Source organism: Streptomyces sp. NPDC014882 (assembly GCF_043081325.1).
Classification (GTDB): Bacteria; Actinomycetota; Actinomycetes; order Streptomycetales; family Streptomycetaceae; genus Streptomyces.
Genome location: NZ_JBIBWL010000016.1, coordinates 54,689 through 70,784 on the forward strand (window position 1 = coordinate 54,689; position 16,096 = coordinate 70,784).

A 16,096-nucleotide genomic window follows, 5' to 3' on the forward strand; every position below is an offset into this window, starting at 1 on the left:
GGCGGGCCGGCGGCCGAACCGACCGGCGGACCGACGGCCGGAAGAAGCAACCTCGACTTCCTCTGTCAGAAGCATTGACGAAACACAGCGCCCCTCCTACCTTCATCCCGTCGTACTTCGTACGTCATATATGAGACGCGATACGCGATACGCGAGATCAGACACGCGACACCGAGAGGCGCGCATGACCTCTGTGCCCACGCCGATCCCCTCCCGCACGCAGTACGTGCTGGAGGAGATCAAACGCCGCATCCTCACCGGGCAGTTGACGCCCGGTCAGGCGCTGGTCGAGACCGAGCTGGCCGCGCGGTTCGGGGTCTCCAAGACCCCGGTGCGCGAGGCGCTCAAGACCCTGGCCGGCACCGGACTGGTCGTCATGAGCCAGTACAAGGGCGTCACGGTGCGCATGGTGGACGCGGACATGGCGCGCGAGGTCTACGACGTGCGGCTGCTCCTCGAACCCGAGGCGCTGAGGCGCGCCGTACGGCGCGGCGCCTCCCTGGAGGCCGCCCGCGCGGCGCTCACCATGGCCGCCGAGGCGACCGACACCGCCGAACGCTCCCTGGCCAACCGGGAGTTCCACCGCGCCCTGTACCTGCCGTGCGGCAACCCGCTGCTCGGCCGGATGCTCGACGAGGTCCGCGACCAGGCCGCCCTGGTCTCGGCCGTCGCCTGGGCCGCCTCCCCCTCCTGGGAACGGGAGGCGGGCGAGCACCGCGAGATCCTGCGGCTCGCCCTGGACGGCGACGCCGACGGCGCGGCCCGCGCCCTGCACGCCCACATCGCGTCGTTCGTCCACAGGGCGTTCCCCGACACCCAGGCAGAGGAAGGTCAGCAATGAGCAGCGTGGCGTTCGAGACCCGACGGGCGGCCCTCGCCGACGTCGTGGCCATCCCGGTGACCCCGTTCGCCGAGGACGGCTCCGTCGACCGGGACGCCCACCGGGCCCTGCTGCGCCGTCTGCTCGACGGTGGCATCAGGACCCTCACCCCCAACGGCAACACCGGCGAGTTCTACGCCCTCACCCCCGAGGAGCGCCGTCTCGTCACCGAGCTGACCATCGAGGAGGCCGGGGACCGCGGGGCGATCCTCGTCGGCGTCGGACACGACGTGCCCACCGCCGTCGCCTCCGCCCGGCACGCCCGTGAACTCGGCGCGGGCATGGTGATGGTGCACCAGCCCGTGCACCCCTACGTCTCGCAGAGCGGCTGGGTCGACTACCACCGCGCCATCGCCGAGTCGGTGCCCGAGCTGGGCGTCGTCCCCTACATCCGCAACGCGCAGCTCGCCGGCGCCCGCCTCGCCGAACTCGCCGACGCCTGCCCGAACGTGATCGGCGTGAAGTACGCCGTCCCCGACGCCTCCCGGTTCGCCGCGTTCGCCCGTGACGCGGGGCTGGAGCGGTTCGTCTGGGTGGCCGGCCTCGCCGAGCCCTACGCCCCCTCCTACTTCTCCGCCGGCGCCACCGGCTTCACGTCGGGGCTGGTGAACGTCGCCCCGGCCGTCTCGCTGAACATGATCGAGGCGCTGCGCTCCGGCGACTACCCGGCCGCGATGAAGGTCTGGGAGCAGATCCGGCGCTTCGAGGAACTGCGCGCGGCCAACGGCTCCGCCAACAACGTCACCGTCGTCAAGGAGGCCCTCGCCTCCCTCGGCCTGTGCCGCCGCGAGGTCCGCCCGCCCAGCAGGCCCCTGCCCGAGGCGGACCGCGCCGAGGTCGCCGCCATCGCCGCGGGGTGGTCCGTATGAGCGAGCCCGTGCGCAGGCGCCCCGAGGACCTGCGCAGCCACCAGTGGTACGGCACGGAGGGGCTGCGCTCCTTCAGCCACCGCGCCCGCACCCGCCAGCTCGGCTACCTCCCCGAGGAGCACCTCGGCAAGCCGGTGATCGCGATCCTCAACACCTGGTCGGACATCAACCCCTGTCACGTGCACCTGCGCGACCGGGCCCAGGCCGTCAAGCGGGGCGTGTGGCAGGCGGGCGGCTTCCCGCTGGAGTTCCCGGTCTCCACCCTGAGCGAGACCTTCCAGAAGCCGACCCCCATGCTCTACCGCAACATGCTGGCGATGGAGACCGAGGAACTGCTGCGGTCGTACCCGGTGGACGGCGCCGTCCTGATGGGCGGCTGCGACAAGACCACCCCGGCCCTCCTCATGGGCGCCGCGAGCGTCGACCTGCCGGCCGTCTTCGTGCCCGCCGGCCCCATGCTGCCGGGCCACTGGCGCAACGAGGTCCTCGGCTCCGGCACCGACATGTGGAAGTACTGGGACGACAAGCGGGCCGGTCTGATCGGCGACTGCGAGATGATCGAACTGGAGAACGGCCTGGCCCGCTCGCCCGGTCACTGCATGACGATGGGGACGGCGTCCACGCTGACGGCGGCCGCCGAGGCGCTCGGCGTCACCGTCCCCGGCGCCTCCAGCATCCCGGCCGTGGACTCCGGGCACGACCGGATGGCCGCGAAGGCCGGCATGGCGATCGTCGACCTCGTCCACCGGGACCGCAGGCTGTCGGCCGTCCTCACCCGCGACGCCTTCGAGGACGCGGTGACGACCGTCCTCGGCCTCGGCGGCTCCACCAACGCCGTCATCCACCTGATCGCCATGGCCGGACGGGCGGGGGTGAAGCTCACGCTGGACGACTTCGACCGCATCGCCCGCACCGTCCCCGTGCTCGCCAACGTCCGGCCCGGCGGACAGACCTACCTGATGGAGGACTTCCACTTCGCCGGCGGCCTGCCCGGGTTCCTCTCCCGCATCCCCGACCTGCTCCACCTGGAGCGGCCGACCGTCTCGTACGACACGATGCGCGAGCAGCTCGACGGCGCGCGGGTGCACAATGACGACGTCATCCGGCCGCGGGACAACCCGGTCGCGGCCGAGGGCGGGGTCGCCGTCCTGCGCGGCAACCTCTGCCCGGACGGCGCGGTCGTCAAGCACATCTCGGCCGAGCCGCACCTGCTCAAGCACACCGGCCCCGCGGTCGTCTTCGACGACTACCGGACCATGCAGCGGACCATCAACGACCCGGACCTCGGCATCACCGCCGACAGTGTGCTGGTCCTGCGCAACGCCGGCCCCAAGGGCGGCCCGGGCATGCCCGAGTACGGCATGCTGCCGCTCCCCGACCACCTGCTCCGGCAGGGCGTGCGGGACATGGTCCGCATCTCCGACGCCCGGATGAGCGGGACGAGCTACGGGACGTGCGTGCTCCACGTGGCGCCCGAGTCCTACGTGGGCGGACCCCTCGCCCTGGTCCGCACGGGCGACCCGATCACCCTCGACGTGGAGGCCCGCACCCTCCACCTCCACGTGGACGACGAGGAGCTGGAGCGGCGCAGGGCCGACTGGACGCCGCCGCCCGACCGCTACGAACGCGGTTACGGCGCGCTGTACAACGAACAGATCACCCAGGCCGACACCGGCTGCGACTTCGAGTTCCTGGCCCGCCCGGGCACCGTGCAGGACCCCTACGCGGGCTGATCCGCACCGCGGAACCGCCCCGGCGGACCCCTGCCCGTGGAGAAAGCGCTTCCTGCGCGACGCGGGCACCGCGCCAGCACGACGTACGACGACGTACCCCAGAAACGGAGAACAGTCATGGCCCAAGCCGCAGCCGTGGCGAAACCGCCCGCGCCAGCCCGGCGGCGCCGTGCCTCCGCCACGCCGCGCAGGCTGCCCTACCTGCTGATCGCGCCGGCGGCCCTGCTCATGCTGGGCTTCATCGCCTACCCGGTCATCAGCGTCTTCTACTACAGCCTGCAGAACTACAACCCCACCAAACCGTGGCGCAACGGCTACGCGGGCTTCGACAACTTCGTCCACGCCTTCACCGACGACCCGGTGTTCTGGGACACGCTCACCTTCAGCGCCAAGTGGGTGTTCGTCGAGGTCGGGCTCCAGCTGATGTTCGGCCTGGCACTCGCGCTCATCGTCAACCAGACCTTCGTGGGCCGCTCGCTCGGCCGCGCCCTGGTCTTCTCCCCGTGGGCCGTCTCCGGCGTGCTGACCTCCGCGATCTGGGTGCTGCTCTACAACTCCCAGACGGGCATCACCCGTTACCTCGCGGACCTGGGCATCGGCAGCTACGGCACCAGCTGGCTGTCGGACACCTCCACGGTGTTCCCGGCCGCGATCGTCGCCGACCTGTGGCGCGGCGTCCCCTTCTTCGCGATCCTCATCCTCGCCGACCTCCAGTCCGTCTCGAAGGACCTGTACGAGGCCGCCGAGGTCGACGGGGCGAGCCGGCTGAAGCAGTTCTGGCACATCACGCTGCCCCACCTGAAGGACGCGATCGTGCTGTCCACGCTGCTGCGCGCGGTGTGGGAGTTCAACAACGTCGACCTGCTCTACACCCTGACCGGGGGCGGGCCCGCGGGCGAGACCACCACGCTGCCCCTCTACATCGCCAACACCTCCGTGGACGCGCACAACTTCGGCTACGCGTCCGCCCTGACCACCGTCGCGTTCGTGATCCTGCTCTTCTGCTCGATGGTCTACCTGAGGCTGAGCAAGTTCGGAAGTGAGGCCAAGTGATCACCAAGGAGGCCACCGAGGTGGCGCCCACGCCCGTGAGCGTCCCCACCCCGTCCGAGCCGCGCCCGCGCGGCGGGAGGAACCGCGCCTGGGACGAGGCCCCGCGCTGGCAGATCTACCTGCCGCTGTCGGTCTACCTCGTCTTCACGCTGATCCCCTTCTACTGGATCCTGCTGTTCGCGCTGCGCCCGGCCGGCTCCACCTCGCTCCTGCCCTGGCCGCTCACCTTCGACCACTTCGAGAAGGTCTGGACGGACCGCAGCTTCGGCACCTACTTCCAGAACAGCCTGCTCGTCGGCGTCGCCACCCTGCTGACGACGACCCTCGTCGCGCTGGCCGGCGGCTACGCCCTCGCCCGCTTCGACTTCAAGGTCAAGCGCGCCTTCATGCTGGCCCTGCTCTGCTCCCAGTTCGTGCCGGGCGCGCTGCTCCTGGTCCCGCTGTTCGAGATCTTCGCCGAACTCCAGATGATCAACTCGCTGACCAGCGTGATCATCGCCGAGACGGTGTTCCAGCTGCCGCTGTCGATGATCCTGATCAGCAACTTCATCAAGAACGTGCCGTACTCGCTGGAGGAGGCGGCCTGGGTCGACGGCTGCAACCGGCTGACGGCCTTCCGCATCGTCGTCCTGCCGCTGCTGCGGCCCGGCCTGATCGCCGTCGGCTCCTTCGCCTTCGTGCACTCCTGGAACCACTTCCTGTTCGCCCTGATGTTCCTCAACAACCAGAGCAAGCAGACCATCCCGGTCGGCCTCAACACCCTGATGAGCGCGGACAGCGTCGACCTCGGCGCCCTCGCCGCCGGCGGCATCATCGCCGCCGTCCCGGTGGTGCTGGTGTTCGCCTTCATCCAGAAGTGGCTGATCACCGGCTTCAGCGCGGGGGCGGTGAAGGGATGAGGAACCCCCACCCGGCCGCGACGGCCGCGACGGCCGAGATGACCGCGGTGGCCGCGGGTGACCGTACCCCCACCCCGCGCGCGGCGGCCGGCAGCACCACGGCGACCGGCCCCGGGACGGCACGCGGGGCGGCACACGGCGCGGGCGCGGGGAGGATCCCGTGAACGCCCCCGAACCCCTGACCACGGGCGCCCCCTCGCACGCGGCCGCTCCGGCGGGCACCGGCGTCCCCGTCGTCCTCGCCGGCGCGCGCGGCCACGGCCGCTGGCACCTGGAGAACATCCGCCGCCTCCAGGACAAGGGCATCGTCCGCCTCGCGGGCGTCTGCGAGCTGACCCCGCTCACCCCCGACGAGATGCCGGAGGGCCTCGGCACGCCCGAGCAGTCCGCCGACTTCGGCGCGCTGCTGGACTCCACCGGCGCCCGCATCGCCGTGGTCTGCACCCCGATCCCGACCCACACCGACCTGGCGCTGACCGCGGCCCGCAGGGGCGTGCACCTGCTGCTGGAGAAGCCGCCGGCACCGTCGTACGCGGAGTTCCGCCGGATGGCCGACGGGGTCGCCGAGGCGGGCGTGGTCTGCCAGATCGGCTTCCAGTCGCTGGGCTCGCACGCCGTGCCCGCGGTCCGCCGGATGATCGGCGACGGCGTGATCGGCGAGGTCACCGGGGTCGGCGGGGCCGGCGCCTGGGCCCGCCCGGAGGCCTACTTCCGGCGCGCGCCCTGGGCCGGGAAGCGGCGGCTGAACGGCGTCGACGTCATCGACGGCGCCCTCACCAACCCGCTCGCGCACGCCGTCGCCACCGCCCTCGCGCTGGCCGGCGTCACCCGCGCCGAGGACGTCACCGGCATCGAGACCGAGCTGGCGCACGCCAACGCCATCGAGTCCGACGACACCTCCTGCGTGCGGATCACCACCGCCGCCGGACGTCCCGTCGTCGTCGCCGCCACGCTGTGCGCGGAGGACCCCGACGACCCGTACGTCGTCGTCCACGGCAGCCACGGCCGGATCACCTTCTGGTACAAGCAGGACCGCGTCCTGCTCCAGCGCGGCGGCCACGGCCCCGAGGAGTTCGAGTACGGCCGCACCGACCTGCTGGAGAACCTCGTCGACCACCTCACCGACGGCGCCGGCCTGCTGGTCCCGCCGGCCGCGACCGAGGCGTTCATGCGGGTCGTCGAGGCGGTCCGGGTCGCCCCCGACCCGCTCGAACTGCCCGACGGCGCCTGGCACCGGCTCCCCGGCGAGGACCGCCGGGTCGTCCCCGGCGTCGACGGACTGGTCACCGCCGCCGCCGACACCCTCGCCCTCTTCTCCGAGCTGGGCGCCACCTGGGCGTCCCCGACCGCGCACCCGAAAGGAGCGGACACCTGATGGCACGGACTCCCGACGCACCCGTCGTGCTGCGGGTCGCGGGCCGCCCGGTCGGCCAGTACGTCACCCGGCCCGAGCTGCCCGACCGGCTCTCCCCGCGCCCCTTCCTGCACCCGGTCACCACCCTGGCCGGCACGGCCGTCACCGAACTGAGCCCTGCCGACCACCTCCACCACCTCGGCGTCGGTGTCGCCGTTCCCGACGTCGAGGGGCACAACTTCTGGGGCGGCCGCACCTACGTCCGCGACCGCGGCCCGACCGAGCTCGACAACCACGGCGTCCAGCGGCACACCGGCTTCCCGCTGTGCGACCCCGACGGCTTCGTGGAGGAGCTGCGCTGGACGGCCGCCGGAACCGAGCTGCTGCGCGAGCGCCGCACGGTCGCGGCCACCGGACTCACCGACACCGCCTGGGCCCTGGACCTCACCTTCTCCCTCACGAACACCACCGCGGCCCCGGTGACCATCGGCAGCCCGGCCACGAACGGGCGCCCCGGCGCGGCCTACGGCGGCTTCTTCTGGCGCGCCCGCAAGGAGGACCGGACCCCCGACGTCTTCACCGCCGCCGCCGAGGGCGAGGCCGAGACGCACGGCAGGCCGGCCGACTGGCTGGCCCTGACGGGACGGGGGTCCCCCCGCCCGGACGAAGCCGGGAGCGGAGGGGAGTGGACCCTGGTGTTCGCGGGCGCCACCGACGCCACCCGCCGCGACCCCTGGTTCGTGCGCACCGCCGAGTACCCGGGCGTCGGCTCCTCGCTCGCCTCCGCCGAGCGGCTCGTGATCGCCCCCGGCGACACCACCGTCCGCCGTGTCGTCACCGTCGTCGCCGACGGCCGCCTCGGCCGCGACGAGGCGGCCGCCCTCGCGCGGAAGGCGGTCGCCCAGTGACGGACGCGGTCGTGGCCGACGAGACGTACGAGAACCCGGTCCTGAACGCCGACTGGTCCGACCCGGACGTGGTGCGCGTCGGCGACGACTTCTACCTCACCGCCTCCAGCTTCGGCCGCTCGCCCGGCCTGCCCCTGCTGCACTCCCGCGACCTGGTCCACTGGACACTGGTCGGACACGCCCTCGAACGCCTCGAACCGGAGGCCGAGTTCGCGTCCCCGCGCCACGACCGCGGGGTCTGGGCACCGTCGCTGCGCCACCACGACGACCGCTTCTGGATCTTCTGGGGCGATCCCGACCAGGGCATCTTCCAGGTCAACGCCCCCGAGATCAGGGGACCCTGGACCCGGCCCCACCTGGTGAAGGCGGGCAGGGGCCTGATCGACCCGTGCCCCCTGTGGGACGAGGAGACCGGCGAGGCCCACCTGGTCCACGCCTGGGCGAAGTCCCGCTCCGGGATCAAGAACCGCCTCACCGGCCACCGGATGCACCCCGACGGCACCTCGCTCCTCGACGAGGGCGAGGTGATCGTCGACGGGGACCGCATCCCCGGCTGGTTCACCCTCGAGGGCCCCAAGGCGTACCGGCACGACGGCTGGTTCTGGATCCTCGCCCCGGCCGGCGGGGTGGCGACCGGCTGGCAGGGCGCCTTCCGCTCCCGGGACTTCTTCGGCCCCTACGAGGAGAGGATCGTCCTGGAGCAGAAGGACACCGACGTCAACGGCCCCCACCAGGGCGGCTGGGTGCGCACCCCGTCCGGCGAGGACTGGTTCCTGCACTTCCAGCAGCGCGGCGCCTACGGCAGGGTCGTGCACCTCCAGCCGATGCGCTGGGGGGCGGACGGCTGGCCGGTGCTCGGGGACGACGGCGCCCCCGTCGCCGCGCACCGCAGGCCCGCCCTGCCGCCGCAGCCCGCCGCCGCGCCCGCCACCGACGACGACTTCCCCGGCGGACGGTTCGGCAGGCAGTGGCAGTGGACCGCCAACCCCGACGACGGCTGGGCCACCCAGCACTCCGGAGACGGACTGCGCCTGTCCTGCGTCCGCACGGCCTACGCGCACGACCTGCGCGAACTGCCCCACGTACTCACCCAGCGGCTGCCCGGAACCCCGTCGGCCGTCGAGGTGGAACTGGAGCTGCACGGCGGGGAGCCCGGCGCACGGGCCGGACTCGCGGTGCTCGGGGACGCCTTCGCGTGGATCGGGCTGGAACGCGGCGCCGACGGCACGGTCCACCTCGTGCACCGCTTCGCCGAGCCGGCCGCCGGGAGGGAACGGGACGCCGCCCCTCCGCGGCCCGCCCCGCACGGCAGGGCCCTCCTGCGCATCGAGATCGGCGCCGGCGCCCGCTGCCGTTTCGCCCACGACCTGGGCGACGGCCGACGCCGCAGCGGACCGGTCTTCGCCGCCACCCCCTGGCGCTGGGTGGGCGCGCTGCTCGGCCTGTTCGCCCTGGCGCCCGACGGACCGGGCCGCCCCGGGGCCGCCACGTTCACCCGCTTCAGGATCAGCCCCCTCTGACCCACCGCGGTCCACCGCGACCCGTCCCCGCCCACCGCACCTCGTCCCAGCCCGTCACCGCCCACCGCACCTCGTCCCGTCCACCGCACCCCATCGCATCCCATCGCAACGGTCAGTCTGTCGGGAGCCGCAATGACGCACTTCCCCAGCAAGCGCTCGTCGAGACCCGCCGCCGTCCCGGCCGCCGCGCCGGTCCTCGGCGCGGTCGGCGAGGGCCCCTCCGCGCCGGTCTTCCCCGTGGGGCCCGCCGTGCCCGTGGCGTCCGCCGCTCCCGCCACGGGCGAGCCGAACATCTTGCCGCAGGGGACTGGACAGGGCCGCTCCGGCACCGTCATCGTCTACGACACGCCTGTGGCGTACGGGAGTCCGGTCGGCAGCGCCGCGGTCCGGACCGCGGCCCACGGCGTCACCGCCCGCCCCCTCGTCCTCGGCGACGGCCTCGACGAGGCCGCGCACGAGCCGGACGCCGGCCGGGCACCGGCGGTGGGGACGACCGGCGACCGGGCCGTCCTCCAGGACACCGCCCTCCCGGCCGGCCGGGACACCCCGGTCACCGGCGGCCTCCGGCCGGACGTGACCGGCGGGGTCCGCATCCGCGACTCCCGCGTCGAGGGCGACGCCGATCACCTCAGGGACACCGGCAACCGGGCTCCCCACGCCCGCCGCTGACCCCGCACGCCCCCACGAGCCCGCACAGCACATGCCCGCACAGCCCGTTGGATCCAGAAGAGAAGAAGAAGAGAGCCGACCAATGAAGATCAGCATCCACAGAAGCAGGCGCGCCGCCACGGCCGTAGCCCTGGGGGCCGCGCTCGCCCTGACCGCCACCGCCTGCGGTGACGACGGCAGCGGCGCCGGCGGGGACGAGGGGGCCGACGGCAGCGGCAAGGGCAAGATCGTCTTCTGGGACAACAACGGCGGTGTCCGCACCGACATCTGGAAGCAGGTCATCGCCGACTTCGAGAAGGCCAACCCCGACATCGACGTCGAGTACGTCGGCATCGCCTCCACCGAGTACCAGTCCAAGGTCGACACCGCCATCCAGGGCGGCGGCCTGCCGGACGTCGGCGGCATCACGGCGTCGATGGCGGCGTCGATCGCGGCGCAGGACGCCCTGGAGCCGCTGGACGGCCGCCTCGCCAAGTCGCCCCTGAACGGTGAGCTCAACAAGTCCATGGTCGAGTCGCTGAAGTCCGCCGGCGGCGGCGACGCGCTCTACTCGATCCCGACCTCCGCCAACAACGGCGTCCTCTACTACCGCACCGACCTGTTCAAGGCGGCGGGGCTGGCCGAGCCGACCACCTGGGACGCGTTCTACACGGCGGCGGAGAAGCTGACGAACACCGGCAAGAACCAGTTCGGCTACACCATCCGCGGTGGCGCCGGGTCCATCGCCCAGGCGCTGGACGCGATGTACGGGCAGAGCGGGATCACCTCGTTCTGGAACGGTGACAGGACCACCGTCAACGACCCGAAGAACGTCGAGGCGCTGGAGAAGTACGCGGCCCTCTACAAGAAGGTCACCCCGGCCGCCGACCTCAACAACGACTTCACCAAGATGGTCGCCCAGTGGGACTCGGGCACCATCGGCATGCTGAACCACAACCTGGGCTCGTACCAGGACCACGTGAAGGCGTTCGGCACCGACAAGTTCCGGGGCATCCCGCAGCCGGTCGGCGCCTCCGGCAAGCGGGTCCAGGTGTCCAACCCGGTCGACGGCATCGGCATGTTCAAGAGCTCGAAGAACAAGGACGCCGCCTGGAAGTTCATCGAGTTCGCCACCTCGAAGGCGGAGAACTCGAAGTTCAACGAGTCGGCGGGCCAGGTGCCGTCGAACACCGGGGCGGCGAAGGACGCGTGGATCGACAAGGCCGAGCCGACCAAGCTGGCCGCGCAGGCGCTGTCGGACGGGACCACGACGATCGTGCAGCTGCCCTACTACCTGCCGGACTGGGGCACCATCTCCAAGTCCGACAACGAGCCCAACTTCCAGAAGGTCCTGCTCGGCAAGCTCACCGCCAAGAAGTTCCTGGACACCCTCGCCGAGCAGCTGAACACGGCGCAGGCGGAGTGGAAGGAACAGAAGGGCTAGGCCTTCTCCCCGTCGCACGGCGGCCGGCCGCGGCGTCCCGCCGGGGCCGGCCGCGATCCCCGCGGCGGAGCCGGCCGTGCTCCCGGCGCCGGGACCGGCCGCGATCCCCGTGCCGGGGCCGGCCGTGACCTCCGCGGCGGAACCGCACCCGTGCACCGCCCCGTGCCCCGGCAGGGGCACGGGCCCCTCCCCGTGAGAAACCCCTGTGCGAAAGGCGCACCCCGTGTCCCTCACCCGCAGACAGGTCACCTCGGCGGCCCTCGCCGCCGTCCCCCTCGCCGTCGCGGCCACCGGCACCGCCCGGGCCGCGGGACGGCCCCGCACCCTCTACCTCGCCGGTGACTCCACCGCCGCCCGGAAGTCCGCCGACGCGGCGCCCGAGACCGGCTGGGGCATGGCACTGCCGTTCTTCCTGCACAAGGACCGGCCGGTCGCCAACCACGCGGTGAACGGCCGCAGTTCCAAGAGCTTCGTCGACGAGGGCCGGCTGGACGCCGTCCTCGCGTCGATCCGGCCGGGGGACTTCCTCCTGATCCAGTTCGCGCACAACGACGAGAAGACCGCCGACCCGGCCCGCTACACCGAGCCCTGGACGACGTACCAGGATCACCTGCGGCTGTACGTCGACGGGGCGCGCTCCCGCGGGGCGCGGCCCGTGCTGGCGACGCCCGTGGAGCGCCGCCGCTTCGACGCCGACGGCAACGCCCTGCCCACGCACGGCGAGTACCCCGCGGCGATGCGCGCCCTCGCCGCGGCGGAGGACGTCGCCCTCCTCGACCTCCAGGCCCTGTCGCTCGCGCTGTGGCAGAAGCTCGGGCCCGAGGAGACCAAGAGGTACTTCAACTGGACCGCCACCGAGCAGGACAACACGCACTTCGATCCGCCCGGCGCGATCGCCGTGGCCCGGCTCGTCGCCGCCGAGCTGCTGCGCCGCCGGGTGCTGACGGCGCGCGACGTGCGCCGGCTCGACGACGAGATCCCGGAGTCGTGGATCACCTGGACCCCGGCCACCACCGCGTAACCCCTCCCCTTCGCGAAAGAGAGCCGCACAGTGAACGCACAGACATGGCATGGGCATGCCACAAAGACCGCCGTCGTGGTCGGCTGCACCGCCCTCGCCCTGACGGTCACCGGCACCCCCGCCCAGGCCCACTCCGCCCGTGACGCCGCCCGGCAGACCCTGCCGGCCGGCGACGGCTGGGCGTCCTACGGAACCGGCACCACCGGCGGCGCCGCCGCCGACGCCGAGCACGTCCACACCGTCACCACCTGGGCGGAGTTCAGGGCCGCCCTGGAGGCCGGCGGCACCGCACCGAGGATCATCAAGGTCAAGGGCACGATCGACGCCGTCTCGGAAGGGTGCGACGCCTTCGCCGCGCCCGGCTACGACTTCGACGCCTACCTCGCCGCCTACGCGCCCGAGGTGTGGGGTCTCGACACCGACCTGAGCGCCGAGCCCGCGGACAGCCCCGAGGGCCTGCGGCGCGCCTCCGCCGCCGCCCAGGACACGGCGATCAAGGTGAACGTCCCCTCCGACACCACCATCATCGGCGTGGGGAGGAACGCGGGCATCAAGGGCGCCAGCCTCCAGATCAAGGCCGTCGACAACGTGATCGTCCGCAACCTCGCCCTCGAGAGCCCCGTCGACTGCTTCCCGCAGTGGGACCCCACCGACGGCTCGAAGGGCAACTGGAACTCCGAGTACGACACCGCCGTCGTCTACGGGTCCACCCACGTGTGGCTGGACCACAACACCTTCACCGACGGCTCCCACCCCGACAGCGCCGCGCCGACCCACTTCGGCATGCTCTACCAGCAGCACGACGGCGAACTGGACATCGTGCGCGGCTCGAACCACGTCACCGCCTCCTGGAACGTCTTCACCGAGCACGACAAGACGATCCTCATCGGCAACAGCGACAGCGAGTCCACCGCCGTGGGCGACCGGGGCAAGCTGAAGGTCACCTTCCACCACAACCTGTTCTCGAAGCTCGTCGAGCGCGCGCCCCGCGTCCGCTTCGGACAGGTCGACTCCTACAACAACCACTTCGTCGCCGACGCCTCCTACTCCTACAGCTTCGGCATCGGCAAGGAGTCCCAGCTCGTCGCCCAGCACAACGCGTTCACGCTGCCCGCCGGCGTCAGCGCGGCGAAGGCGCTGAAGAAGTGGAGCGAGGCGCCGGTCACCGCCGACGGCAACTACGTCAACGGCAGGCCCGTCGACCTGATCGCCGTGCACAACGCCGAGATCCCCGCCGAGACCCTCCGGTCCGGCGCGGGCTGGACGCCCACCCTGCGCACCCGGGTCGACCCCGCGAGGGCCGTCCCCGGCATCGTCGCCGGCCGGGCCGGCGCCGGAAAGATCTGCTGACCCGCACTCCACCACAGCGCACCACACAGCGCGGCACCACACAGCGCGGCACCGCGCAGCACCGCGACGCACAGCACCACGCGGCGCAGCACCGCGACGCACCGTGCGGGCCGGGGACCAGCCGCCCCGGCCCCCACTCCCGCCCCCCCCCACATCCGAGATCCGCGCCCCACGAGCGGCACGCACCCCACGAGCCGCACCCCGAAGGAGCACCCGCATGCCCTCGCACCACGTCCAGCTCCCCCTGTCCCGCAGGGGTTTCCTCCTGGCGAGCGCCGGTGCGGGCGCCGCCCTCGGCCTGGCGGCGGGCCCCGCCCGGGCCGCCGCCCGCCGCCCGTTCGGCCGCTTCGGCTCGCCGTCCGCCCGCCTCACCCCGGGAACCCTGTACGTCGACGCGCGCGGGCGCGGTGACCACACCTCGGTCCGGGACGCCGTGGCCGCCGCCACCGGAACCGGCCGCACCCTCGTCATCGCCCCCGGCACCTACCGGGAGACCGTCGCGGTCGACACCACCCGCGCCGGGGCGACCTGGATCGGCGCCTCGGAGAACCCCCGCGACGTCGTGATCGTGTACGACAACGCGGCCGGCACCCCCAAGCCCGGCGGCGGCACCCACGGCACCACCGGCTCGGCCACCACGACCGTGCAGGCCGACGGCTTCACCGCCCGCTGGATCACCTTCGCCAACGACTGGCTGCGCGCCGACCACCCCGGCGTCTCCGGCACCCAGGCCGTCGCGATCAAGGTCCAGGGCGACCGCTCCGCCTTCCACCACTGCCGCTTCCTCGGCCACCAGGACACCCTCTACGCCGACTCGACCGCCCTCGGCACCTTCGCCCGGCAGTACTTCTCCCACTGCTACGCCGAGGGGGACGTCGACTTCGTCTTCGGCCGGGCCACCGCCGTCTTCGAGCACTGCCACTTCCGCACCCTGAACCGCACGGACCTCGCCGCCGCCCCCTACGGCTTCGTCTTCGCCCCCTCCACGGCCGGCGCCAACCCGCACGGCTACCTGGTGACCGGCAGCCGGGTCACGAGCGAGGCCCCGGACGCCTTCTACAAACTGGCCCGCCCCTGGGTGCCCAGCTCCGACACCACCGCCCGCCCCATGCTCACCGTCCGCGACACCCACCTCGGCCCCGGCATCGACGCGGTCGCGCCCTACGCGAACATGTCGGCCTCCTTCCCCTGGCAGGACCAGCGGTTCGCCGAGTACCGCAACTCCGGGCCCGGCGCGGTCGTCACCGTCCCCGGGAACCGGCCCCAGCTCACCCCCGAACAGGCCGCGTCGGCGACCCGGTCGGCCCACCTCGGGGACTGGGCGCCCTGGAAGGAGACCTGCTGACATGCGCCGGCGCACCCTGCTGACGGGCCTCACCGCGGGCCTCACCGCGGGCCTCACCGCCGGCCTGGCCGCCCCCGCCCTCGCAGCGGGCACGGGCGCGGCGGGCCGCCGTGTCCTGCACGTCCGCCCCGGCGACTCCGTCCAGGCCGCGGTGGACGCCGTCACCGGGCCCGGCTGGACGATCGTCGTGCACCCCGGCACCTACCGCGAGGTGGTCACCGTCCCCGCCGGCGCGGCCGAGCTGACCCTGCGCGGCGCCTCCCGCGACCCGCGCGCCGCCGTCCTCGTGCACGACAACGCGAACGGCACGAAGAGGCCCGACGGCACCACCCACGGCACCGCCGGCTCCGCCACCTTCAGCTCCGCCGCCCCCGGCCTCACCGTCCGCGACCTCACCCTCGCCAACGACTGGCTGCGCGCCGACCACCCCGACGTCACCGGCACGCAGGCGGTCGCGGCGTACGTCACCGGCGACCGCTCCCACTTCGACAACGTGCGCTTCCTCGCCCACCAGGACACCCTCTTCGCGGACACCACCGCCCTGGACGCCTTCGACCGGCAGTACTACCACCGCTGCCACATCGAGGGCGACGTCGACTTCGTCTTCGGACGGGCCCGCGCCGTCTTCGACACCTGCCGCTTCCACACCCTCCAACGGGACGTCGCCTTCACCCCGAAGGGCATGGTCTTCGCCCCGGCCACCGCCCGCGCCAACCCCTACGGCTTCCTCGCCGCCCGCTGCCGCGTCACCTCCGGTGCCGAGGACGCGGCCTACAAACTGGCCCGGCCCTGGGTGCCGTCGTACGAGACGACCGCCTGGCCCTCCCTCGTCGTACGGGACTCCTGGATCGGCCCCGGCATCGACGCGGCCGCCCCGTACACGAACATGCGCGAGGCCCACCCCTGGCAGACCATGCGCTTCCGCGAGCACGGCAACGCGGGACCCGGCGCGGTGATCTCCGCACCGCAGGAGCGGCCGCAGCTGACCCCCGCGGAGGCGGCGGTCCACACCCGGCGCACCTACCTGGGGGACTGGAGGCCGTATGAGCGTCCGTGAACCGGTGGGCCGGCG

General features: G+C 72.9%; 14 protein-coding genes. All 14 read left to right on the forward strand.

Annotated elements, in window-relative coordinates:
• Positions 1–184: 184 nt before the first annotated feature.
• The 14 genes from ACF09K_RS29175 to ACF09K_RS29240 all read left to right on the forward strand — a co-directional run bounded on the left by ACF09K_RS29175 (position 185) and on the right by ACF09K_RS29240 (position 16,081).
• Positions 185–841, forward strand: coding sequence for a GntR family transcriptional regulator (locus ACF09K_RS29175; protein WP_392248267.1), 657 nt, complete (start codon positions 185–187; stop codon positions 839–841).
• Positions 838–1,749 carry a dihydrodipicolinate synthase family protein gene (locus tag ACF09K_RS29180; RefSeq protein ID WP_392248269.1) on the forward strand — a complete coding sequence of 304 codons (912 nt, stop codon included), beginning with the start codon at positions 838–840 and terminating at the stop codon, positions 1,747–1,749. Before ACF09K_RS29175 ends, ACF09K_RS29180 begins: the two co-directional genes overlap by 4 nt.
• Positions 1,746–3,482 carry an L-arabinonate dehydratase gene (gene araD, locus ACF09K_RS29185; RefSeq protein ID WP_392248271.1) on the forward strand — a complete coding sequence of 579 codons (1,737 nt, stop codon included), beginning with the start codon at positions 1,746–1,748 and terminating at the stop codon, positions 3,480–3,482. The genes ACF09K_RS29180 and araD overlap by 4 nt, the downstream gene beginning before the upstream one ends.
• Before the next feature lie 117 nt (positions 3,483–3,599).
• Entirely contained in the window at positions 3,600–4,535 is a 936-nt protein-coding gene (locus ACF09K_RS29190) for a carbohydrate ABC transporter permease (protein WP_392248273.1), read from the forward strand.
• Complete coding sequence (locus ACF09K_RS29195) at positions 4,532–5,434, forward strand: carbohydrate ABC transporter permease (protein ID WP_392248275.1); 903 nt, start codon at positions 4,532–4,534, stop codon at positions 5,432–5,434. The genes ACF09K_RS29190 and ACF09K_RS29195 overlap by 4 nt, the downstream gene beginning before the upstream one ends.
• 178 nt (positions 5,435–5,612) lie before the next feature.
• Positions 5,613–6,809: a Gfo/Idh/MocA family protein gene (locus tag ACF09K_RS29200; protein WP_392248401.1), complete on the forward strand. Its 1,197-nt coding sequence runs from the start codon at positions 5,613–5,615 to the stop codon at positions 6,807–6,809.
• Entirely contained in the window at positions 6,809–7,696 is an 888-nt protein-coding gene (locus ACF09K_RS29205; RefSeq protein WP_392248277.1) for a PmoA family protein, read from the forward strand. The genes ACF09K_RS29200 and ACF09K_RS29205 overlap by 1 nt, the downstream gene beginning before the upstream one ends.
• 11 nt (positions 7,697–7,707) lie before the next feature.
• Positions 7,708–9,216 (forward strand): family 43 glycosylhydrolase, encoded by a 1,509-nt coding sequence (locus ACF09K_RS29210; RefSeq protein ID WP_392248402.1) that lies wholly within the window; start codon positions 7,708–7,710, stop codon positions 9,214–9,216.
• Positions 9,217–9,348: 132 nt separating this feature from the next.
• On the forward strand, positions 9,349–9,885 hold the full coding sequence (locus tag ACF09K_RS29215) for a hypothetical protein (protein WP_392248279.1): 537 nt from the start codon (positions 9,349–9,351) through the stop codon (positions 9,883–9,885).
• An 82-nt stretch (positions 9,886–9,967) separates the two neighbouring features.
• Positions 9,968–11,308: an ABC transporter substrate-binding protein gene (locus tag ACF09K_RS29220; protein ID WP_392248281.1), complete on the forward strand. Its 1,341-nt coding sequence runs from the start codon at positions 9,968–9,970 to the stop codon at positions 11,306–11,308.
• A 223-nt stretch (positions 11,309–11,531) separates the two neighbouring features.
• The gene (locus ACF09K_RS29225) at positions 11,532–12,329 is read left to right on the forward strand and encodes a rhamnogalacturonan acetylesterase (RefSeq protein ID WP_392248283.1); all 798 of its coding nucleotides are present in this window, start codon (positions 11,532–11,534) and stop codon (positions 12,327–12,329) included.
• Positions 12,330–12,359: 30 nt separating this feature from the next.
• Positions 12,360–13,679 (forward strand): polysaccharide lyase family 1 protein, encoded by a 1,320-nt coding sequence (locus ACF09K_RS29230; protein ID WP_392248285.1) that lies wholly within the window; start codon positions 12,360–12,362, stop codon positions 13,677–13,679.
• A gap of 217 nt (positions 13,680–13,896) precedes the next feature.
• Entirely contained in the window at positions 13,897–15,024 is a 1,128-nt protein-coding gene (locus tag ACF09K_RS29235; protein WP_392248287.1) for a pectinesterase family protein, read from the forward strand.
• 1 nt (position 15,025) lies between these two features.
• The gene (locus ACF09K_RS29240; RefSeq protein WP_392248289.1) at positions 15,026–16,081 is read left to right on the forward strand and encodes a pectinesterase family protein; all 1,056 of its coding nucleotides are present in this window, start codon (positions 15,026–15,028) and stop codon (positions 16,079–16,081) included.
• Positions 16,082–16,096 lie beyond the last annotated feature (15 nt).